Source organism: Campylobacter sp. CFSAN093238 (genome assembly GCF_012898015.1).
In the GTDB taxonomy this organism is placed as follows: domain Bacteria; phylum Campylobacterota; class Campylobacteria; order Campylobacterales; family Campylobacteraceae; genus Campylobacter_D; species Campylobacter_D jejuni.
The window spans coordinates 1,297,609-1,319,201 of sequence record NZ_CP040611.1 but is presented as its reverse complement, the minus strand read 5'-3'; the positions used below and the strand labels follow the sequence as shown (position 1 = coordinate 1,319,201).

At 30.4% G+C, this 21,593-nt stretch carries 18 protein-coding genes, 2 tRNA genes and 1 pseudogene; 17 read left to right on the top strand and 4 right to left on the bottom strand.

What is annotated here, in order from left to right:
• The 3 genes from FBF21_RS06805 to FBF21_RS06795 are packed head-to-tail and all read left to right on the top strand — an operon-like array spanning position 1 to position 2,536.
• The gene (locus FBF21_RS06805) at positions 1-1,236 is read left to right on the top strand and encodes a malic enzyme-like NAD(P)-binding protein (protein WP_002859330.1); all 1,236 of its coding nucleotides are present in this window, start codon (positions 1-3) and stop codon (positions 1,234-1,236) included.
• Positions 1,233-1,859 (top strand): uracil phosphoribosyltransferase, encoded by a 627-nt coding sequence (gene upp / locus FBF21_RS06800; protein ID WP_002872453.1) that lies wholly within the window; start codon positions 1,233-1,235, stop codon positions 1,857-1,859. The genes FBF21_RS06805 and upp overlap by 4 nt, the downstream gene beginning before the upstream one ends.
• 5 nt (positions 1,860-1,864) lie before the next feature.
• Positions 1,865-2,536, top strand: a complete 672-nt coding sequence (locus FBF21_RS06795; protein WP_002869975.1) for a menaquinone biosynthetic enzyme MqnA/MqnD family protein — start codon at positions 1,865-1,867, stop codon at positions 2,534-2,536.
• Here the strand turns inward: FBF21_RS06795 and FBF21_RS06790 are convergent.
• On the bottom strand, positions 2,533-3,183 hold the full coding sequence (locus FBF21_RS06790) for a TrkA family potassium uptake protein (RefSeq protein WP_002853664.1): 651 nt from the start codon (positions 3,181-3,183) through the stop codon (positions 2,533-2,535). The two genes, FBF21_RS06795 and FBF21_RS06790, sit on opposite strands and share 4 nt — an antisense overlap.
• Before the next feature lie 10 nt (positions 3,184-3,193).
• Positions 3,194-4,537: a TrkH family potassium uptake protein gene (locus FBF21_RS06785; protein ID WP_002869974.1), complete on the bottom strand. Its 1,344-nt coding sequence runs from the start codon at positions 4,535-4,537 to the stop codon at positions 3,194-3,196.
• 139 nt (positions 4,538-4,676) lie between these two features.
• On the opposite strand from FBF21_RS06785, the gene FBF21_RS06780 reads away from it, so the two are divergent.
• Positions 4,677-4,752: transfer RNA gene (locus FBF21_RS06780), tRNA-Phe, on the top strand.
• A 107-nt stretch (positions 4,753-4,859) separates the two neighbouring features.
• Here FBF21_RS06780 and FBF21_RS06775 read toward each other — a convergent pair.
• Positions 4,860-4,936, bottom strand: a tRNA-Ile gene (locus tag FBF21_RS06775).
• Positions 4,937-4,989: 53 nt separating this feature from the next.
• Entirely contained in the window at positions 4,990-6,090 is a 1,101-nt protein-coding gene (locus FBF21_RS06770; RefSeq protein WP_144690432.1) for an FtsW/RodA/SpoVE family cell cycle protein, read from the bottom strand.
• 77 nt (positions 6,091-6,167) lie between these two features.
• Between FBF21_RS06770 and FBF21_RS06765 the strand changes: the two genes are divergently transcribed.
• The 13 genes and pseudogenes from FBF21_RS06765 to mnmC all read left to right on the top strand — a co-directional run bounded on the left by FBF21_RS06765 (position 6,168) and on the right by mnmC (position 21,520).
• Positions 6,168-7,136, top strand: coding sequence for an RluA family pseudouridine synthase (locus FBF21_RS06765; RefSeq protein ID WP_002918268.1), 969 nt, complete (start codon positions 6,168-6,170; stop codon positions 7,134-7,136).
• Positions 7,081-8,316, top strand: a complete 1,236-nt coding sequence (locus tag FBF21_RS06760; protein ID WP_079264554.1) for a fibronectin type III domain-containing protein — start codon at positions 7,081-7,083, stop codon at positions 8,314-8,316. Before FBF21_RS06765 ends, FBF21_RS06760 begins: the two co-directional genes overlap by 56 nt.
• Positions 8,316-9,494 (top strand): tRNA (guanosine(46)-N7)-methyltransferase TrmB, encoded by a 1,179-nt coding sequence (gene trmB, locus FBF21_RS06755; protein ID WP_002918273.1) that lies wholly within the window; start codon positions 8,316-8,318, stop codon positions 9,492-9,494. Before FBF21_RS06760 ends, trmB begins: the two co-directional genes overlap by 1 nt.
• Positions 9,495-9,563: 69 nt before the next feature.
• On the top strand, positions 9,564-10,229 hold the full coding sequence (locus FBF21_RS06750; RefSeq protein ID WP_002856386.1) for an ABC transporter ATP-binding protein: 666 nt from the start codon (positions 9,564-9,566) through the stop codon (positions 10,227-10,229).
• Positions 10,216-11,022, top strand: coding sequence for an FtsX-like permease family protein (locus tag FBF21_RS06745; RefSeq protein WP_002860478.1), 807 nt, complete (start codon positions 10,216-10,218; stop codon positions 11,020-11,022). Before FBF21_RS06750 ends, FBF21_RS06745 begins: the two co-directional genes overlap by 14 nt.
• On the top strand, positions 11,019-12,212 hold the full coding sequence (locus FBF21_RS06740; protein WP_002918282.1) for a M23 family metallopeptidase: 1,194 nt from the start codon (positions 11,019-11,021) through the stop codon (positions 12,210-12,212). Before FBF21_RS06745 ends, FBF21_RS06740 begins: the two co-directional genes overlap by 4 nt.
• 51 nt (positions 12,213-12,263) lie before the next feature.
• Positions 12,264-12,983, top strand: a complete 720-nt coding sequence (pyrH, locus tag FBF21_RS06735; protein WP_002858454.1) for a UMP kinase — start codon at positions 12,264-12,266, stop codon at positions 12,981-12,983.
• A 10-nt stretch (positions 12,984-12,993) separates the two neighbouring features.
• Entirely contained in the window at positions 12,994-13,218 is a 225-nt protein-coding gene (locus FBF21_RS06730; RefSeq protein ID WP_002853464.1) for a DNA-directed RNA polymerase subunit omega, read from the top strand.
• A complete protein-coding gene (locus FBF21_RS06725; RefSeq protein ID WP_002856156.1) occupies positions 13,202-15,397 on the top strand; it encodes a bifunctional (p)ppGpp synthetase/guanosine-3',5'-bis(diphosphate) 3'-pyrophosphohydrolase in 2,196 nt (731 codons plus the stop codon). Before FBF21_RS06730 ends, FBF21_RS06725 begins: the two co-directional genes overlap by 17 nt.
• A gap of 11 nt (positions 15,398-15,408) precedes the next feature.
• Positions 15,409-16,614, top strand: a complete 1,206-nt coding sequence (tyrS, locus tag FBF21_RS06720; RefSeq protein WP_002853870.1) for a tyrosine--tRNA ligase — start codon at positions 15,409-15,411, stop codon at positions 16,612-16,614.
• Positions 16,611-17,702, top strand: a complete 1,092-nt coding sequence (locus tag FBF21_RS06715) for a nitronate monooxygenase family protein (protein ID WP_002857924.1) — start codon at positions 16,611-16,613, stop codon at positions 17,700-17,702. Before tyrS ends, FBF21_RS06715 begins: the two co-directional genes overlap by 4 nt.
• Positions 17,702-19,681 carry an N-acetylmuramoyl-L-alanine amidase gene (locus FBF21_RS06710; protein ID WP_002860473.1) on the top strand — a complete coding sequence of 660 codons (1,980 nt, stop codon included), beginning with the start codon at positions 17,702-17,704 and terminating at the stop codon, positions 19,679-19,681. Before FBF21_RS06715 ends, FBF21_RS06710 begins: the two co-directional genes overlap by 1 nt.
• Positions 19,678-21,520, top strand: a pseudogene (gene mnmC, locus FBF21_RS06705) (bifunctional tRNA (5-methylaminomethyl-2-thiouridine)(34)-methyltransferase MnmD/FAD-dependent 5-carboxymethylaminomethyl-2-thiouridine(34) oxidoreductase MnmC). Before FBF21_RS06710 ends, mnmC begins: the two are co-directional and overlap by 4 nt.
• The last annotated feature ends 73 nt before the right edge of the window (positions 21,521-21,593 follow it).

The following is a 21,593-nucleotide window of genomic DNA, read 5'->3' as shown; positions in this document are numbered from 1 at the left end:
ATGAATTTAAAAGAAGAAGCTTTAAAATACCATTTAGGTGGGAAAATTGATATTGTACCAAGTAAGCCAATGGCTACAAGCCATGATCTATCTTTGGCGTATAGCCCAGGAGTTGCAGAACCTTGTCTTGAAATCGCTAAAGATAATGAGCTTGCTTATACTTATACAAATAAGGCTAATTTAGTAGCTATAGTTAGTGATGGTTCTGCTGTTTTAGGACTTGGAAACATAGGAGCACAGGCTTCAAAACCTGTTATGGAAGGTAAGGCTTGTTTGTTTAAAAAATTTGCAAATGTCAATGCTTATGATATAGAAATTGATGTTCATAGTATAGAAGAGATTGTAAATTTTTGCAAGTCTTTGGCTCCAACTGTGGGCGGGATCAATTTAGAAGATATTGCTGCGCCAAAATGTTTTGAAATTGAAGCGGCTTTGCAAGATTTAGGAATTCCTGTAATGCATGATGATCAACATGGAACGGCTATTATTTCAACTGCAGGACTTATGAATGCTATGGAAATAAGTGGTAAAAAATTTAAAGACATCAAAGTAGTTGTAAGTGGTGCAGGTGCCGCAGGTATAGCAAGTGCTAAAATGTATAGAAATTTAGGGGTCGAAAATATTATTTTAGTAGATAGCAAAGGAGTGATTTCTAAAGATAGAAATGATTTAACTCCTCAAAAGCTTGAATTTGCTGTTGATTCTAAGGAAAAGACTTTAAAAGAAGTTTTAAAAGGAGCTGATGTTTTCCTAGGACTTAGTGCACCAAAAATTCTTGATGATGAAATGGTTTTAAGCATGGCAAAAGATCCTGTGATTTTTGCTTTGGCAAATCCTATTCCTGAAGTGATGCCTGAAGATGTAGCTAGACTTAGAAAAGATGCGATTGTAGGAACAGGAAGAAGTGATTATCCAAATCAAATCAATAATGTTTTAGGTTTTCCTTTTATTTTCCGTGGGGCTTTAGATGTGCGTGCAAGTAAAATCACTGAAAATATGAAAGTAGCGGCTGCTAAAGCATTAGCAGATCTTGCAAAACTTCCTGTAAGCGATGCGGTTAAAAAAGCTTATAATTTAAGCACTTTAGAATTTGGAAGAGATTATGTTATACCAAAACCTTTTGATGAAAGAGTAAAAGCTGCAGTAAGTACAGCTGTAGCAGCAGCTGCGGTAAAAGATGGTGTGGCTAAGGTGAAAAATTTTGATGAGAAAGCTTATTTTGAAAGCTTAAAATGAAAAATATTCATTGTATCAATCATCCATTGATCGAACATAAATTAGGAATTTTAAGGGCTAAAGAGACAAAGCCCTTTCAATTTCGTATGTTAATCGATGAAATTTCATCTTTTTTGCTTTTTGAAGCGAGTAAAGATTTTTCTTTAAAAGAAATTGAAATTTCAACACCTATACAAAAAACTACAGTAAAAAAACTTGATGAAAAGATTATGATTTGTCCTATTTTAAGAGCTGTATTAGGAACGCTTGAAAGTGTTTTTAAGATGATTCCTGATGCAAGTGTTGGGTTTTTGGGGTTTGTGAGAAATGAAGAAACTTTAAAGGCGGATTTTTATTTTCAAAAACTTCCCAAAGATGCAAAAAAACGCACTGCTATTGTTATAGATCCTATGTTTGCTACAGGTGGGACTGCTATAGAGGCTTGTAATTTTTTAAAAAGCCAAGGAGTTAAAAAAATAAAATTTATATCCATACTTGCTGCTCCACAAGGTTTGAAAAAATTTAGCCAAATGCATGATGATGTAGAAGTTTTTGTGGCTTGTATTGATGAAGGTTTAAATGAAAAAGGTTATATTATCCCAGGGCTTGGAGATGCAGGAGATAGAGTGTTTAACACTCTTTAAAAGAGATGATTTTTGGAAAAATTGATTATATTAATCTTTTACCTTTACATATATATCTTAAGAAATATCCCCTACCTAATGGTTATAAAGCAAGTATGGAGTATAAAAAAGGAGTTCCAAGTAAGCTAAATAAAGATTTATTTTATAGAAGAATTGATGCAGCTATCATTTCAAGCATAGAAAGTGCTAGAAAAAAATATAAAAATTTAGATTTGGGTATTTGTGCTAATAAAAGAGTTTTAAGTGTATTAGTAGAAAAAAATACATCAAATGCCAAAGATCCAAGTTCAGCAACTTCAAACGCTCTGGCTAAAGTATTAAAACAAGATGGAAAAGTAATTATAGGTGATAAGGCTTTAAAGCTTTATCTAAAAGATCCTTCTAAATATATCGATTTATGTGCAAAATGGCACGAAAAAACAGGATTGCCTTTTGTTTTTGCTAGATTTTCTTGTGTGCAAAAAAAAGCTTTATATAAACAAATTTTGAAAAAATTTCCAAAAACAAAGATTAAAATTCCCTATTATATACTTCAAAAATATGCCAAAACAAGGGATTTAGATATAAAAGATGTTAGATATTATTTAGATGAAGTTATATATCATAAAATTTCTACCAAAGAAAAAACAGCCTTAAAGCGTTTTGTAAAGGCTTGCAAGGCTTTAAATCTTGCTTAGTGTTCAAATTCTCTAAGTTCCTTAACTGTTCCAAGGAGAATTACAACATCTCCACTATAAACTGTCGTGGTTTCTAAATCAGGTAGTATTTCCCAGTCGCTATTTAATTTTTTATAAGAAATCACTTTCATATTTTGTGCTACATGTTTTAAAGAATTTCCTGCTAATTTTTCATCTATATTGATCTTAATAGCTCGTATAGTATTTGCTGAAAGATCAAAAACTTCATAATCAGCATCTTTAGTTAAAAATTCTTTTACTAGTCTTTTAGCACTTTCTTTTTCAGGATAAATAACCTTTGTTGCACCTAACTTAGAAAGAATTTGACCATGGATATTAGAGGTTGCTTTAGCAATGATATTTTTAACACCTATATCTTTAAGCGCCATAAGAGTAAGGATTGATTTTTCAACATTTTCTCCTATGCTAACAATAACAACTTCAACATCATGAAAGCCTGCTTCTTTTAGGGCTGAAATATTTGTAGAATCTAAAATATAAGCATAGCTTGGAGGATTTTGTATACTTTTTAAAGCTTCCTCATCTTTATCCGCAACGATAACAGTATGACCTCCAGCAATGAGTTCATCTGCTACAACTGATCCAAATTTTCCAAGTCCTATGATTCCATAATTAAGATTTTTCACGATTTTACCTTTATAAATTAACCTTTCCTTCAGGGAATTTTAAATGAATAGCTTTGTCTTGTTTGAATACCGAGAGTAAAAAAGCAAAAACACCTATCCTACCACTTAGCATCATAATGATGATAATCACCTTGCTAGGATCACTAAACAAAGCGCATAAAGATAAATTTCCACCATTTCCTACTGAAATTCCTACGGTTGCAAAAGCCGAAGAAGTTTCAAAAAGCAAGGCTATAAAATCAAATTTTGACTCTAGCAAGGAAAGCAAAATAACAGCTATTACTATATAAACAGCTGAACCTACAGCTATAATAAAAGCTTTAGATATAGTTTCTCTTGGAATTTCATGTCCAAAAATTCTAACTCTTCCATCGCGGATACTCCAATAAGCATAGAGTAATAAAACCATTACAGTTGTTACTTTCATACCCCCAGCTGTTCCACCTGGTGCACCACCAATAACCATAAACAATGATCCAAAAAATAAGCTTGCATCATGCAAATGTCCCATATCTAAGGTATTAAATCCTGCTGTGCGGTAATTAATAGCGATAAAATATGAGCTTAAAATTTTATCAAAAAATGAAAAATGTCCTATAGTTTGAGGATTTGAGTATTCAAAAGCAAAAATAATAAGCGTTGAAGAGAAAATAAGAAAAATACTTGCAACAACAACCATTTTTGTATGTAGGCTTAAATTTTGCAATTTTTTTCTTTGAAAAAAGTATAATTCAACCAAAACAAAATATCCAAGCCCTCCAATAATAATCAAAGAAGTGATAATAAGATTAATTGCTATATCATGTTTATAAGCTATAAGTCCATGTTCAAATATAGTAAATCCAGAATTATTAAAAGCGCTAATAGAATGAAAAATTCCAAACCATAAAGCTTTCTTAAAATTCATTTCAAGGGTAAAACGCATGGTGAGAAGTATAGCGCCTATCAATTCTATAGTAAAAATGAACAGCAAAACCTTTTTAAAAAATTTAAATAAACCATCCATTGATGGATAAAATAAAGACTCTTTTAGTAAATTTCTTGCACTAAAACCAACTTTTTTGCGTATGAGTATATAAACAAATAAACCTATACCCATATATCCCAAGCCTCCAATTTGCACCAAAGCTAAGATAATAATTTGTCCTGCTAAGGTAAAATCAACCGCAGTGTTCTTAACTACTAATCCTGTCATACTAACAGCAGATGTGCTTGTAAAAAAGGCATCCAAAAAATCAATAGGAGTTGTATGTGCCCAGCTTGAATGTAGCAATAAAGCCCCAAACAATGCAATAATAATATAACCAGCTAGTAAAATTTTAAAAGTTCGTCTATCTAGTCCAAATTGTTTCAAAAAATTTCCATTTGATAATGATCTAAAGCGGGTATTCTATCTTATTAAAACTTTAAGGGAAATAAAATTTTATTTTTGTATTTAAACTTAAATTAAAGAAAAAAAGATACAATTACATTTTTACTTTATCAAACATTGTGGTTGGATAGCTCAGTCGGTAGAGCAGCAGACTGAAAATCTGCGTGTCGGCAGTTCGATTCTGCCTCTAACCACCACTTTATCTTTCAAAAAATCACATCACATACTTTTTTATATAAGATTGAAATATTTAAAGAACTAAAAGTTATTTTTTAAAGAAAGAGTCTATAGCTTATATGTAGAATGGTGGATTTAGCAGGACTCGAACCTGCGACCAACCGGTTATGAGCCGGTTGCTCTAACCAACTGAGCTATAAATCCGCCTAAGTTGAATTAAAAGATAAAATTATATCTTATTAATGCTTAAAAATATTTTATTTAGCCTTTATATCCGTCCAAAAATATCTAAAAGTGATTAAATGCTGTAAAATTCCAAAAAAAATCATAAAAATAGTAAAAGAACTTCCACCATAACTAAAAAAAGGCAAAGGGATCCCAACTACTGGTGCAAAACCTATAGTCATTGAAATATTTACTGCCGCATAAATAAAAATAAATAATGCAACACAATTAATAGCAACTCTAGCAAAATAATCATCTTTAAGTTTATAATTTAAACTAAGTAGATGAAAAATAAGTAAAATATAAAATATAATTAATGTCAATCCCCCAATAAATCCAAATCTTTCTATCATGTAAGCGAAAATAAAATCACTAGTTGAAATAGGTAAAAATTTAAAATGAGTTTGCGTAGCTTCATCTTGAGATTTTCCGGTTAAACCACCATTTCCAATAGCTATCATTGATTGGGCTACTTGATAACTTGGTTTTTCTGAAATAAAATCATGAATTCTTTGCTTTTGGTAGGGTTTTAAAAGATGTGTATAAATAATAGGAGAGCTAACACTTATAGCTATAACAATACTTAACCAAATTTTATAATGAACTCCCATGATAAAAAGCACTCCAAAACCAACAAGTAGTAAAACTATAGCACTTCCTAAATCAGGTTCTTTTGCAATTAGCAAAAAAGGCAAGATGATGTAAAAGCTAAGTTTGATGAATTGTTTAAGTTTGTATCCATTTTTTGGAGGAGGATTTTGATAAATAAGATAGGCAAGCATTAAAATAAAACTAGGTTTAAAAATTTCAGAAGGTTGTATAGTAAAGTGAGTAAAAGGAATTTCAAGCCATCTTTTAGCACCTAATTTTTCAACCCCAAAAATATCTACGCTTAGCAATAAAAAAATATTAATCCAATAAGCAACAGGAATAATCCAAATAAATTTCCTTATGGGAAAGAAGAAAAAAACCATAAAAGCAAACAATCCCACACAGGCATAAACAAACTGTTTTTCTGCTAAAAAAGGATTAGCTTCAAAGATTAAGAAAAATGAAATAAGAATTATGGGTAAAAATAAAATGGGTTGCATATAGTCAAAATGAGTTAAAATTCTTCTATCTAATCTAAACAAAATTTGCCTTCAGTTGGTAATATAAAGCTATAATTATAAACTAAAATTTTAAATTTATCAAAACCTCTAAGGAAAAAATGCAAACTTTTTTAGTAGATGAAAATTCAAGGCTTGATGTATTTTTGGCTAAAAAATTAAACCAAAGTCGCAATCAAGTTGCTTTACTTATAGAAAAAGATTGTGTACAGGTTAATGATAAAATTCAAGATAAAAATTCATTTAAGCTTAAAAATGGTGATATTATTTCTATTGCAAGTTTAAAGCTTTGCAATGAGATAAAACCTCAGTTTGAAGTGGATTTTGATATTGATGTGTTATATGAAGATGAAGACTTGCTTGTTTTAAATAAACCTTCAAATTTAGTCGTTCATGGAGCAAGTAGCGTTAAAAATGCCACTTTGGTGGATTGGTTAATAGAAAAAAAATATACTTTATCAAATTTAGGAGGAGAGATAAGAGCTGGTCTTGTCCATAGATTAGATAAAGATACAAGCGGAGCTATACTAATAGCGAAAAATAATTTCACCCATCAACAATTAAGTGAACAGCTTGCAGATAAAAGCATGGGAAGAATTTACCTTGCGTTAATTGATTTGCCACTAAAAGAAGATAAAATTATAGTAGAAAAATTTTTAATGCGTTCGCCTTCTAATGCTATTAAAAAAATAGCCATAGATAAGGAAAATAAATTCAGTAAAAACGCAAAATCAGCTTTTATAAATGTAGTAAAAACTGAAAATTTAACTTTGATGGCTGCTAAGCTTTTTACAGGAAGAACTCATCAAATTAGAGCGCATTTGGCTAGTTTAAATCGCTATATTTTAGGTGATAGTTTGTATGGTTATAAGGGTAAGTATGATTGTAGGATAATGTTACATGCTTATTTTTTGTATTTTATCCATCCAAAAACCAAAGAACAAATTTTTGTTAAAGCACCTTTGATGGAAGATTTTAAAAATATTATGTTTGAACAAATTAATTTAGGAGAGAATGATGAAAAGATTTCGCTTGAGTTTTTACTTGAGTTTTTTAACTCTTTTGCTTAGCGCTTGTAGTGTTTCGCAAATGAATTCGCTAGCTTCAAGTAAAGAGCCTGCTGTAAATGAAAGCTTGCCAAAGGTTGAAAGTTTAAAAAGTCTTAGTGATATGAGTAATATTGCTTTTGAATGGGAGCCTTTATATAATGAAAATATTAAAGGATTTTATTTGTATCGTTCTAGTGATGAAAATCCTGATTTTAAACTTGTAGGCACTATTAAAGATAAGTTTCAAACTCATTATGTAGATACTAAATTAGAGCCTGGTACTAAGTATCGTTATATGATGAAAAGCTTTAATGAGCAAGGACAAATTTCAGAAGATGGCAAGGTTATAGAAGTGAGCACAGCTCCAAGACTTGAAGCTGTTCCTTTTGTTCAAGCTGTGACTAATTTGCCTAATCGTATTAAACTTATTTGGCGTCCGCATCCTGATTTTAGGGTTGATTCTTATATTATTGAAAGAACCAAAGGTGATGATAAAGAATTTAAAAAAATTGCAGAAGTAAAAAATCGTTTAAACGCTGAATACATCGATAGTGATTTAAAGCCTAATGAAAATTCAAGTTATAGAATTATTGCTGTGAGTTTTAATGGGATAAAGAGTGGGTCAAGTCAAGTTATAAGTTCTACAAGCAAGGCTTTACCTCCTCAAGTTGAGCATTTAAGTGCTAGCACAGATGGTTCTAGTAAAATCATTTTAACTTGGGATGCTCCTACGTATGAAGATTTTTCTTATTATAAAGTTTATTCTACGAGCTCAAGCTTCCTTCCTTTTAGTGTTTTGGCAAAGACTGATAAAAATTCTTATGAGGATATAGTAGAAGGAGCAGGTAAAAGCAAATATTATAAAGTAACAATGGTGGATAAAGATGGTCTTGAAAGTCCTATACCAAAAGATGGTGTAGAAGGTAAAACTTTAGGCAACCCTTTGGCTCCTAGTATTATTTTGGCTCAAAGTACAAGCGAAGGGATAAATTTAGAATGGAGTGATAATGATACTAGAGCTGTTGAGTATGAAGTAAGACGCTATGGCGGGGAGCAAAATGCAGTTTTTAAAGGCATTAAAGAAAAGCGATTAAAAGATGTAAAAGCTTTGCCAGGGGTGGAATATAGTTATGAAGTTATTGCTATTGATTCAGCTGGGCTTCGTTCAGAACCTTCAAGCAAAGTTAAGGCGGCTCAGTAGTGCCAAATTTTAAAAGCAAAAAGATCAAAGAAATAAATCTGCCTTATAGCAAGGATGATGTTGAATTTCTTTGGCTTGCTAAGAATGATAATGTTAGTCTTATTTATACAAAGGTTCAAGAAGAGAGTTTTTTTCTGCAGATTAAAAAAGCACAAAATGGTTTTGTGATTAAAGGCGATAAACATACAAAACCTTCTAAAATAGGTTATTTGCAAAAGGCTTTAAAAATCTTTAAAGAAGGTTTTTGTGAGGATATTATCAATGAAGCTTTTGGACTTAAAAACAATGCTTTAATTGAAAAAACACCATTTATTGTTGATAATTTTAATGAGCTTTTATCTAGACTTCAAGGTAAAATTTATATAGAAATAGGCTTTGGATCAGGAAGACATTTGCTTTATCAAGCAAAAGAAAATCCAAATGTTTTAATTTTAGGGGTGGAAATTTACAACCCAGCTTTAACTCAAGTGGCTAAACTTGCTAAAGCACAAAATGTAAATAATATTTTGCTAATCCAAAGTGATGCGAGATTGTTATTGAGTGTATTAAAATCAAAATCAGTTGAAAAGATTTTTTTACATTTTCCTGTTCCTTGGGACAAAAAGCCTCATAGGCGAGTTATTGGGAAAGATTTTTGCAAAGAATGTGCTAGGGTTTTAACCCAAAATGGTCGTTTTGAGCTTAGAACAGATAGTTTTGAGTATTTTAATTTTACTCTAGAACAATTTTTGACTTTTCCTGCTCCAAAATTTAGCCTTAGAAAAAATGAAAATTTAGAAATTTCAAGCAAATATGAAGATAGATGGAAAAAGCAAGAAAAAAATATATATGATCTTTGGGTGTGGAATTTTAACCAAGAGTGTAAAAACTATGAGTTAAATGAATTTAATCTCTCATCGGTTAAATTTTCTAAAGAGGATTTGAAAAAAATAGAGCAGAACTTTAAAAATATTACTATAAAAAAAGATGATTTTTTCTTGCATTTTGAAAGCATCTATAAACAAGATGAGAATTTGCTTTTAAAGGTTGCTTTTGGAGCTTTTAATAAGCCTGAACATTGTTATTTGCATCTTGATAAAACGATTGATTTTGCTTTTAAAGAGCCATTTAAAATTCAAGAAAATATTAAAGCGATAAATGAATTAAAAGAAATTTTAAAAGTTCAGTTTAAAATATAATTTTTCTTGAAAATTAAGTAAAAATAAAGCATAATTTAAAAATTTAAAAAGGGAAATTAAGGAAAAAGGATGCCTAATTTAATCCAAGCAAATAAACTTACTTTAGGTTATGATGAACTAGTTATTAAAGAAGCGAGTTTTGCTTTTAAGGATGATGATTTTGTTTTTATTACGGGTAAAAGTGGGAGTGGTAAGAGTACGCTTTTAAAGTCTTTTTATGGAGATTTAGAACCTATTTCTGGTAAACTTGAAGTATGTGGATCTTTGATGAATAAAATTGGAAATTTAGAACTTTTAAAATTACGTCAAAGAATAGGGATTATTTTTCAAGATTATAAACTTGTACAAGAATATAGTGTTGAAAAAAATGTTATGTTGCCTTTAATGATTAAAGGTTATAGCAAAAAAGTATGTCATGATCAAGCTGCTAAGCTTTTAAAGCATGTAAATTTAACTTTTAAAGCAGATAAATTGCCTAATCAACTTAGCGGTGGTGAGCAACAACGCGTCGCTATGGCTAGGGCTTTAGCTCATAATCCAAAGCTTTTGCTTTGCGATGAGCCAACGGGAAATTTGGACGAGTATTCTTCTGATATTATATGGACTCTTTTAAAGTCTGCTAGAGAGCTTTTAGGAACTTGTGTTATAGTGGTAACACATAGAATTCCTAGTAATTTAAGAGTGGATTATCGTCGTTTTAATATAGAAAATGGAAAAATGAATGAAATTTTTTAAAACACATTTATCTTTAATTTTACCTTTACTTTTTATGATGTTTGCTTTTGAATTTATTTTGGTTACAAATGCAACTTTAAAGCATTATGAAGAACTTGTTAATAAAGATTATAATATTATAGTTGTCAGCAAAACTGAACTTGATCAGAATGTAGTAAAAACAAAAGTACCATTTTTTGCTGGACTTGAATCTTTAGATCCTAAGGGTTTAATTGATCGTTTGAAAAATGATGTTTCTGAAAAGAATTTGAAAGTTTTAAAAGATTCTCTACCAAAATTTTATACTTTAAAATTAAATTCTTTGCCCGATCAAAATGAACTAAATTCGATTAAAAATCAACTTTTAAATATTGTAGGTGTTAGTAAGGTTGAAACTTTTTCCAAAACCCATGATAAGATATACTCTTTGCTTATTTTGATGAAATTTGTTTTTTGGTTATTTTTGTTTATCATTATTTTACTTGCCTTTGTTTTGTTTTTAAAGCAGATGAGAATTTGGCTTTATGAACATACCGATCGTATTGAAATTATGTGTTTATTTGGAGCTCCGTTTTGGTTTAGATCTTTTATGCTTTATAAGGTGGTTGTGGTTGATTGTTTTATTGCTTTTGTTATTTTACTTGCCTTTTTTACCCAAATTTTTGATCTTTCTATTATCCAAGAAAGCTTAAAGGCTGTAGATATTATTTTTCCACCTATTAATTTTATTTTGCATTTGACTTTAATTTTTTTAGCTACTTTGTTTATTTGCTTGTTGTGTGTAAATACGGTTATGTTCAAGGTTAAAAGATGAGAAAAAATATTCTTATCTTTTTTTGTTTTTTTTTGTTTGTTGATATAAGTTTAGCAAACACTATAAATGAAAAAACAAAAAGTTTAGAAGAAAATAAACGCATACAAGAACAGCTAAATAAAAAACTTGAAGATTTGGCTAGTGATATTTTAAATGGTGAAAAAAGTTTGAAAGATTTAAGTTTGCAAATTGAAAGCTTAAATTCACAAACTTCTAAGCTTGAAGCAAGTGCTAAGGCTCAAAATCAAGAGTTAAACACCCTTGCAAGCCAAAATGAAGATTTGCTTAAAAGTAAATCAAATATGGAAAGTAAGCTTATATCTTTGATGGCTAAAGATTTTGCCTATGATTTACCTATTCCTCAAGGCTATATCGAAAGTGAAGAAAGTTTTGTGGCTTTTGAAATTTTAGGGAGTTTAAACAAAGTTTTAAATGAAGAAATTTTTAAAATTTCTAAAGATTATGAGGGAATAAGCAGACTTATTGATGATAAACAAGCTCAGATTAAGAAAATCAATGATAGTCTTAAGGATTACAACGCTCAATTAGTCAAGCTTCAAAGTTTAAAACAAAAACAAATTAGCGAAATTAATAAACAAAAAACAGATCGAACCATATATGCAAAAAAACTCGATGACTTACAAGCTCAGCAAGAAGAGCTTAGAAAAACATTAAATCAATTAAAAATTATTAATAATAAAGAAGGTGCAAATTTAAACAAAAATGATACTAAAATAGTAAAAAATAATCAAAAAATAAGACAATTAGGTTCAAGCTATCAAGGAAGTTCAGTCAAGCGTTACACAGGAAAAAAAACCATAGCTCCATTGGATTCTTTTACTGTGAAGCAAAAATTTGGAAATTATGTTGATCCTGTTTACAATCTTAAAATTTTTAACGAGAATGTAGTTTTAAGAAGCAATAAAAGCGATGCAGTTGTTAAAAATGTGCTAGATGGAAAAATAGTTTTTGCTAAAGATACTAGTATGCTAGCTCGAGTTGTTATTGTTGAACATGATAATGGCATACATACAATATACGCACATTTAGATAAGATTGCTCCTAATATTAAAGTTGGTAAGAATATTAAAAAAGGTGCCGTAGTGGGTAGAATAAAAAATGATCTTACTTTTGAAGTAACTCAAAAAAATTTTCATATCAATCCTTTGGAACTCATTAGCTTAAATTAGCTAAATTTAATGGAATTTAAAATATAATTTCAAGTTAAATAAGGAGAAATAATGCAAGAGAGAAAAAGAGTTTTAGTAAAATTTTCAGGAGAGGCTTTAGCAGGTGAAAATGGCTTTGGTATAGAAAATTCTATTTTAAAATTCATAGCTTCAGAGATTAAAGAACTTATAAAAAATCAAATAGAAGTAGGCATAGTTATAGGCGGTGGTAATATTATTCGCGGAGTAAGTGCTGCTAAGGGCGGATTGATTAAAAGGACAAGTGGAGATCATATGGGGATGCTTGCTACGGTTATCAATGCTATTGCTATACAAGAAGCTTTGGAAAGCTCTGGACTTGAAGTTAGGGTTCAAAGCGCCATTCAGATGGAAGCATTTTGTGAAACTTATATTATGAGAAGAGCGCAAAGACACTTAGAAAAGGGTCGTGTTGTGGTTTTTGCTGCAGGTACTGGAAACCCTTATTTTACTACGGATACAACAGCTATTTTAAGAGCTGTGGAAATTGATGCAGATATGGTAATAAAAGCTACAAAAGTTAATGGAGTTTATGATAAAGATCCAAAACAATTTGATGATGCAGTATTTTTAAATACTTTGAGTTATGATGAGGCTATGCAAGATAATATTAAAGTGATGGATGATACAGCTATAGCTTTAGCTAAAGATAACAAACTTCCTATTGTGGTTTGTAATATGTTTGAAGAGGGTAATTTACTTAAAATCATACAAGGTGATACTAGCCTTTGTTCAACCGTTAAAAATAATTAAGGAGAAAATTATGGATAAAAGAATAGAAGAAGTAGCGGCAAAAGCTTTGGAAAAAATGGGTAATGATAGATATCGCCTTTCTTTAGTGGTAGCAAAAAGAGCGGAACAATTGGCGAATGGAGCAACCCCTTTGGTAGACTTTGATAAAAATAAAAATAAACTTGCAGATATAGCTTTATATGAAATTGCAGAAAATAAAATCACTTTAGAGGGTTTAGTTGAAACCAATCGATGAAGAATTATTGCTTGAACAATTAATCGATAATGTAAAAAATTGTAAAGATTTAGAAGCTGCTAAGGCTTTGCTTTTCGAAATTTGTGGCCATGATGCCATTCTTGAAAAAGCGGTAGATTACTGTATATTTTGCCATGAAGGGCAGTTTAGAAAAAGTGGAGAGCCTTATGCGGTACATCCTATTTTAGTAGCAACACTGGTTGGATTTTTAAGTGAAAATAAAAGCAATATTTTAGCTGCTTTATTGCATGATGTGATTGAAGATACAAACTGCACTGAAGAAGAACTTAGAGAGCAGTTTGGTTCTGAGGTTTTAAAACTTGTTTTAGGACTTACTAAAATTATAGAAATTAGAGAAGATAATCTCATTTCATCAAAATCTAAAAAAAGTTTAACTAAATCAGCCTTGACTTTCAGAAATATGCTTTTAGCAAGCATTGAAGATGTTGGGGTTTTGATTGTGAAGTTATGCGATAGGCTGCATAATATGCTTACTCTTGATATTCTAAGAGAGGATAAGCAAAAAAGAATCAGCGAAGAAACTTTAGTTGTATATGCCCCAATAGCTCATAGACTTGGTATTTCAAGCATAAAAAATTATTTAGAAGATCTTAGCTTTAAATATCTTATGCCAGATGAGTATAAGCTTATTGACAATTATATCAATTCCAATAATCAAGAAATGCAATTAGGTTTAAATGAATTTATTTCCAAAATCGAACTTTTATTTTTGAGCAATGGCTTTAGACAAGGTAGTTTTGAAATTCAAAAACGCATTAAACATAGCTATTCTATTTATCTTAAAATGCAAAGAAAAGGCATTGGTATTGAAGAAGTTCTTGATTTGCTTGGGGTAAGAATTTTGGTTGAAAAAGTAAGTGATTGTTATTTAGCTTTGGGAATTTTACATACACATTTTAATCCCTTGGTTTCGCGTTTTAAGGATTATATAGCCTTGCCTAAACAAAATGGTTATCAAACCATACATACCACACTTTTTGATGCTAAAAGTATTATAGAAGCACAAATTCGAACTTTTGATATGCATAAAATTGCGGAATTTGGTATAGCAGCGCATTGGAAATATAAAGAAGATGGCAGTGTGGTTGCGCCTCGTCTTGATTGGCTTACAGATATTTCAATGCAAAGTATAAACAATCTTGAAAATGCAGAAGATTATAATGCTATTGAACTTTATGAATATGCTAAAGATAGTCTTTATGTTGAAGATGTCGCAGTTTATTCTCCTAAGGGAGAAATTTTCACTTTGCCTCGTGGTGCAACGGTTCTTGATTTTGCCTATGAAGTGCATACCAAAGTAGGGCTTCATGCAAAAAGTGCTTATGTAAATCGTATTAAAGTACCTTTGTTAACCGAGCTTAAAAATGGCGATATTGTGCGAGTGGTTACTAGCAATGATAAATTTTATCGCTGTTCTTGGATAGATAGTGTTAAAACAGGAAAAGCAAAAGCAAGTATAAGGGAATTTTGTAAGCAAAAAATCAGAGAGATTAATCTAGCAAGTTCTATTAATATGTTAAGTTTTATTTTTGGAGTTGATAAAAACAGAATTGAAACTTGGATAGAAAAAGAAAATTTAGCCAGACGTATTAGACAAGTAGCAACAGATAGTGCTTATTTGAAAGATATAGTTAATGGTCTTAAAAAATACGCCAAGAAGTCATATTGGTTTGATAAATATGAGATTAAAGAACAAAAAATAGGAAATTTTACTCTATATTGCAACCATAAAATCGCTAATGTGGATTTTGATTTTTGCTGCCATCCAAAAAGAGGTGATGCTGTTTTAGCTTTTGTTAAAGGTGGTAACGCTATTGTCCATCATAAGCTTTGCGATAGAGCTGATAAAATGATAGATAATAATCAAGATATGGTATTTATAAAATGGGATTCTAACATCCCTAAATCTTATAAATTGATTTTTTCTTTGGAAAATAAAAAAGGTGTTTTAGCGGAATTTTTGGCATTTTTAGCTAAAATGCAGATAAATCTATTAACAATTAATTTATCAAGTGATTTAAATTCGGCGGTAGATTATTTTGAGATTACAATAGAATTTCCTGATAATATCAATCCAGATAGTGTCAAGGATAGGTTAAAATCTCGTTGCAAGATTTTAGATTTTACATCTTTAAATGATGCTTATAAAGAAGGTTAAAAAGGTTTATTATGGATATAAAAAAAATATTAGCAGAAGTTAAGCGTGGCTGTGCAGAGCTTATTGATGAAGAAAGAATAGAAAATTTAATTAAAAATTATTATGAAAAGGGTGAAAATTTCTTTATAAAGGCAGGATTTGATCCTACAGCACCTGATTTACATTTAGGCCATAGTGTGGTTTTAACAAAAATGGCTTTTTTGCAAAAACATGGAGCTATTGTGCAATTTTTGATTGGAGATTTTACAGGACAAATTGGCGATCCAAGTGGAAAAAGTGCAACGCGTAAAAAGCTGGATAAAGAGCAAGTTTTAATCAATGCTAAAACTTATGAAACGCAGGTTTTTAAGGTTTTGGATAAAGAAAAAACACAGATTAAGTTTAATTCTACTTGGCTTAATGAACTTGGAGCTGCGGGTATAGTAGAGCTTACTTCAACTTTTAGTGTAGCTAGAATGCTTGAGCGTGACGATTTTACCAAGAGATTTAAAGAGCAAAGCCCTATTTCGATTTGTGAGTTTTTATATCCTTTACTTCAAGGATATGATAGCGTGGCTTTAAAAAGCGATATTGAAATGGGCGGAACGGATCAAAAATTTAATCTTTTAATGGGAAGACAGCTTCAAAGAGTTTATAACATAGGAAAAGAACAAGCTGTGATTATGATGCCCTTACTCGAAGGTTTAGACGGTGTAAACAAAATGAGTAAGAGTTTAAATAATTACATTGGTGTTACAGAAAAAGCTAATGATATGTATGCTAAAATTTTAAGTATTAGTGATGAATTGATGTTTAGATATTATGAACTTTTAAGTCAAAAAAGCCTAGAAGAAATTGCGCAAATAAAAAAAGATATAGAACAAGGCAATTTACATCCTAAAAAAGCTAAAGAAAATTTAGCTTTAGAGATTACAGAGCGTTTTCACTCCAAAGAAGAGGCTAATAATGCTAAGTCTGAATTTGATAGAATTCATTCTCAAAATGCTTTGCCAAGTGATATGGCTGAGTTTGAAATACAAGGAAAAATTTGGCTTGCTAAGGCTTTGGTTGAATGTGGTTTGGAAAGTTCTACTTCTGCGGCAAGAAGAAGCATCAGTGCTAATGCAGTAAGTGTAAATTCTCAAAAAGTTAGCGACGAGCAAATGTATTTAGAACAAGGAGAATACATCTTACAAATAGGTAAAAGAAAATTTGCAAAATTAAAGGTAAAAGAATGAATTTACAACCCTTACAAATAGGAAAACATACTATAAAATATCCCATTTTTCAAGGAGGAATGGGACTAGGCATAAGCTGGGATAGATTAGCTTCTGCAGTTTCTTTAAATGGTGGACTTGGGATTATTTCTTCTGTGGGAACAGGATATTATGAAGAAAGAAAGTATGCAAGTAAAGAATTAAACGCTAAGCCTTATGGAAGTGAAAATTTTTACTCACGCAAGGGTTTGCAAGCTTTGATTAATAATGCAAGAAAAGTTTGTGGCGATGCACCTTTGGGGTGTAATATCTTATGTGCAAGTAATGATTATGCAAGAATAGCACGCGATGCTTGTGAGGTTGGTTTTAATGTGATTGTTTCAGGCGCTGGACTTCCTACAAATTTACCTGAATTTACTGCAGATTTTCCTGATGTGGCTTTAGTGCCTATCATTTCATCTGCAAAGGCTTTAAAAATTATTTGCAAAAGATGGCAAAGCCGTTACAATCGCTTACCTGATGCAGTGGTTTTAGAAGGGCCAAAAAGTGGAGGTCATCAAGGTTTTACTTATGAGCAGTGCTTAGATCCGAATTATCAGCTAGAAAAATTAATCGCTCCTGTGGTAGAAGAGGCTAAAAATTGGGGGTCTTTTCCCGTGATTGCTGCAGGTGGAATTTGGGATAAAAAAGATATAGAAAATGCTATTTCTTTAGGGGCTAGTGGTGTTCAAATGGGAACGCGTTTCATAGGAACTTTTGAATGTGATGCGAGTGAAGAGTTTAAAAGCGTTTTGCTAGCTTCTAAAGAAGAAGATATAGAGCTTATTAAATCTCCTGTGGGCTATCCTGCTCGTGGAGTTAGAACCAATCTTTTAAATTTAGTAGATAAAAGAATGGGTCCAAAGATTAATTGTATAAGCAATTGTGTAGCGCCTTGTGGACGTGGAAAAGAGGCGACTAAAGTAGGGTATTGTATAGCAGATAGGCTTTTTGATGCGTGGTCAGGCAAAAAAGAAACAGGACTTTTCTTTACAGGTGCAAATGGATATCGTTTAGATAAGCTTATCAGTGTTAAAGAACTTATGGAAAAATTGGTTAATGGTGAATAATGGCTAAAATTTTTGTATTTTTAGTATTTGCTTTCACAACTCTTTTTGGAGCTTATGAAAATGAACTTGCAAATTTTGATAAAAATTTTATCGGTTCTAAAAGTGAAGTGCAAGTAAAATTTCACCATCAGCTCAAAAGCCTTTATATACAAAGTGTTATTCATGAAGATGAAAAAACTAAAATTGAAATTTTAAAAAGATTGATCATCAGTTCAAATACTTTAAATTTAGATGACAAGTCATATGCTAATGAGTTAAAAGAAAGTGGTATAAGTGAAGCAAGTATTAATGCTTTAAGAAAGGCTGTTATTAAAGATATTAAGGTTCAAAATATTTCTCAAGACACTGAAAAAACAACTTTTGAACCTATAAAAACAGTTCAAAAAAATGAAAAAAAATCATCTAACGAACAAATAAAAAATACAGAAAAAACAAATTCTAAAACTTCGCAAGCACCAAAGAGCAGTATCGTTTCTAAAGCAAAAAGCGATGATAAAATTTATGTTTTAAAGTCAAGTAAAACAAACCAAGGTGTAGAGTTTGAACTAAATGCAGATTTGGATAAGGATCAATTAAAAAGTTTTGCTTTAGACGAAAAAGGAAACTATCGTTTTATTAGTGATTTTGATGGGGTTTTAGAAGGGGGTAAAAAAGAGTTTAAATTTGATGACTATCGTTTAGTGATTTCACAGTTTAATCCCAAAACCATACGCATAGTGGTTTATGCTAAAGAAAAAATTCCTATTGATATATCTTTTAAAGAAGAAAAAATAATTTTTTCAAAAGAAACTACTAGTCAAAAAAAGACTGAGCAAGTTAGTAAAATTTCAGAGAAAAAGCAAGATCAAAAAACAGAAATTAAAACCAAAGTTTTAGAAACAAAAAAACAAGATAAAAAAACCAATAATGAAAAAGAAAATCAAAAACCTTTATATGTTTTAGATGTGGATAAAATTTCTAATGCTGTGGTGTTAAATTTAAGCGATGATTTGGATGAAAAAGAAATAGCAGTATTTGATACCAAAGATCAAAAATTCCGATATGTTGTAAGTTTTAAGGGTGTGTTAGAAGGTAATAGAAAAAGCTTTACTTTTGGACAAAATGTGATTACAGTTACTCAATACAATCCAAAAACCGTTCGTGTGGTTTTGAGTGCTCCTAAAGAATTTAAACTTTTAAAGGAGTTGGATAATAATAATCTCACTTTAGGTTTTTATATACAAACTACAAATCAAAATGCAAACAAAAAAGCAACTCAAAGTTCTAGTAAAACTTTAAATACAAATTACAAATCAGGAAAGCTTGTGGTTATCGATGCGGGGCATGGTGGAAAAGATAGCGGTGCTTTAAGTGATAAAAAAGGAAGTTTAAAAGAAAAAGATATAGTTTTAAGTACGGCTTTAAAACTTGGAAATGAACTTAAAAAACGCGGTTATAAAGTGCTTTATACTAGAAGTTCGGATAAATTTATCAATCTTCGTGATAGAACCAAATATGCCAATGATAAAAGAGCGGATTTGTTTATTTCTATACATGCTAACGCAGCACCAAATGCCACAAAAGCCAAAAGTAGCGAAGGCGTGGAAACTTTCTTTTTAAGTCCTGCAAGAAGTGAAAGAAGTAAAAAGGCAGCAGAAAAAGAAAATCAAGGGGATTTTGAAGAGATTAATTATTTCTCAAAACAAAGTATTTTAAATTTCTTAAATCGTGAAAAAATCGTTGCTTCAAATAAACTAGCCATTGATGTACAAAAAAATATACTCACTCAAACACGCAAAAAGTATAAAATTGTAGATGGCGGTGTAAGAGAAGCACCTTTTTGGGTTTTAGTAGGTGCACAAATGCCTGCAATTTTGATTGAAATTGGCTATATTACACATCCAAATGAAGGCAAAAGAATCGCCAATAAAGCTTTTCAAGATTTATTGGTTAAGGGTATTGCCGATGGAGTTGAGAGTTATTTTTATAACAACCGATGAAAAAAGCTAAGCTAATTTTTAAGGATAATACTCCTTTTTCTTTGGATTTTGATGATTTTTATTTTAATTCCAAAGATGGCTTAAATGAAAGCAAATTTGTTTACACTCATTCTTTTGAATGGAAAAATCAAGAAAATTTTATTATCGCAGAGAGTGGTTTTGGTATAGGTTTAAATTTTTTTCTTACTTTGAAACGCCTTTTAGAAACTACCCCTTCTAAGCGTCCTAAAAAACTTTTTTATATTAGCGTAGAAGCTTTTTATATCGAAAAAGAACAATTAAGAGAAATTTATCAAAAACTAGAATTTTATGAAGAGTTTAAAGAGCTTTTAGAACAATTTTTAAAATTTTATCCTAAGGCTAAAGAAGGAATTTATCGTTTTTATTTTGAAGATTGTTTTTTAGATCTTGTTTTTGAAGATATAGCTGTTTTAAAAGAATTGGATTTTAAAGCTGATGTTTGGTATTTAGATGGATTTTCTCCAAATAAAAACTTGCAAATGTTTGATGAAAATTTAATCTTTGAAGTGGCAAGACTTTCTAAAAAAAAATACACAAATTTGCACCTTTTCTTCGGCAAGTTTTTTGCAAAAAAATTTAAAAAAATATGGTTTTAGAGTAGAAAAAACCAAAGGTTTTAGAAAAAGAGAAATGATTAAAGCTTATTTGGAAAATGAGCTTGAGTTTAAAGACAAAGAAGCGTATTTTTCAAGAACATTTTCATCTTTAAAAAATAAAAAAGTAGCTATTATTGGTGCGGGTATATCAAGCGCTGTTTTAGCTTATGAACTTAGTTTAAGGGGTTTTGAGATAGATGTTTTTGAAAAATATTTAGAATTAGGCAAGGGTGCAAGTGGAAATGAAAGTGGAATTTTAAGCTCTTTAATCTTAAAACCTAAGGTAAATTTAGGGGAGTTTTCAGAGCTTTCTTTTATAGAAGCAAGCCGTTTTTATAGACAAATTTTAGATTTAGAATTTAAGGGTGTGGTGGAGTTTGCACATAATGATTTGATGCAAGAAAGATTTGACACACAAAGAGAAAATGTTTTGTTTAAAATTTCAAAAAATCAAGCTTTTTTAGAAGAGGGTGGAGTGATTTTTCCAAAAAATTTGGTTAAAAATCTTTTTGAAAAAAGTAAAGCTTGTATATATTTTAATCATGAATTTCAAGCTTATAAATTTGAAAATGAGTGTTTTACTTTAAAATTTAAAAATGATATTGTTAAAAGTGATTATGCGGTTTTGATTTATGCTATGGGTGCAGATACAAAAGATTTTGTTTTTTATGATGAGATGAAATTAAGCAAAGTAAGAGGTCAAGTTACACATCTAAAACCTTTTTTAGATACCCCATTTCCTTTATCTTCTAAGGCTTATATTTGCCCTGTAAAAGATGATTTGCAAGTAATTGGTGCAAGTTATGATAGGCTTAATGCAAGTTTAGAATCAAAAGAAGAAGATGATAAACAAAATATAGAAAATATAGCCGATTTTATGGATAAAAATACAAAATTAGAAATCATAGGTTCTAAAGTAGGTTTTAGATCTTATTCGAGTGATCGCTTTATGATAGTTGGAAATGCTTATGATGAAGCGTTTTATAAAGAAGAATATAAAGCTTTATTATGGACAAAAAATAAGGAGCAAAAACCAGCTAAAATGTCTTGTAATTTGTATTTTAATTTTGCTCATGGGTCAAGGGGTTTTAGTACAAGTGTTTTAGCGGCAAGGTATTTGTGTGCATTGATAAATAATGAACCCTTGTGTTTAGAAAAAAAATACATCCACGCTATTCATCCTGCAAGATTTTTGATTCGCAAACTTAAAAAAGACTTATGATTAAGCTTTAATTAAGAGTGATGCTAATATTTGCTTATGATAGTAAGTTTTTAACTTTATTTTAACTTCCTTT

Coding starts and splice junctions, on each gene's coding strand:
- FBF21_RS06710 (WP_002860473.1), top strand. CDS start 17,702: ATGGCTAAAATTTTTGTATTTTTAGTATTTGCTTTCACAACTCTTTTT.
- FBF21_RS06740 (WP_002918282.1), top strand. CDS start 11,019: ATGAGAAAAAATATTCTTATCTTTTTTTGTTTTTTTTTGTTTGTTGAT.
- FBF21_RS06715 (WP_002857924.1), top strand. CDS start 16,611: ATGAATTTACAACCCTTACAAATAGGAAAACATACTATAAAATATCCC.
- FBF21_RS06730 (WP_002853464.1), top strand. CDS start 12,994: ATGGATAAAAGAATAGAAGAAGTAGCGGCAAAAGCTTTGGAAAAAATG.
- FBF21_RS06760 (WP_079264554.1), top strand. CDS start 7,081: ATGATGAAAAGATTTCGCTTGAGTTTTTACTTGAGTTTTTTAACTCTT.
- pyrH (WP_002858454.1), top strand. CDS start 12,264: ATGCAAGAGAGAAAAAGAGTTTTAGTAAAATTTTCAGGAGAGGCTTTA.
- upp (WP_002872453.1), top strand. CDS start 1,233: ATGAAAAATATTCATTGTATCAATCATCCATTGATCGAACATAAATTA.
- FBF21_RS06765 (WP_002918268.1), top strand. CDS start 6,168: ATGCAAACTTTTTTAGTAGATGAAAATTCAAGGCTTGATGTATTTTTG.
- FBF21_RS06795 (WP_002869975.1), top strand. CDS start 1,865: ATGATTTTTGGAAAAATTGATTATATTAATCTTTTACCTTTACATATA.
- tyrS (WP_002853870.1), top strand. CDS start 15,409: ATGGATATAAAAAAAATATTAGCAGAAGTTAAGCGTGGCTGTGCAGAG.
- FBF21_RS06745 (WP_002860478.1), top strand. CDS start 10,216: ATGAAATTTTTTAAAACACATTTATCTTTAATTTTACCTTTACTTTTT.
- FBF21_RS06805 (WP_002859330.1), top strand. CDS start 1: ATGAATTTAAAAGAAGAAGCTTTAAAATACCATTTAGGTGGGAAAATT.
- FBF21_RS06750 (WP_002856386.1), top strand. CDS start 9,564: ATGCCTAATTTAATCCAAGCAAATAAACTTACTTTAGGTTATGATGAA.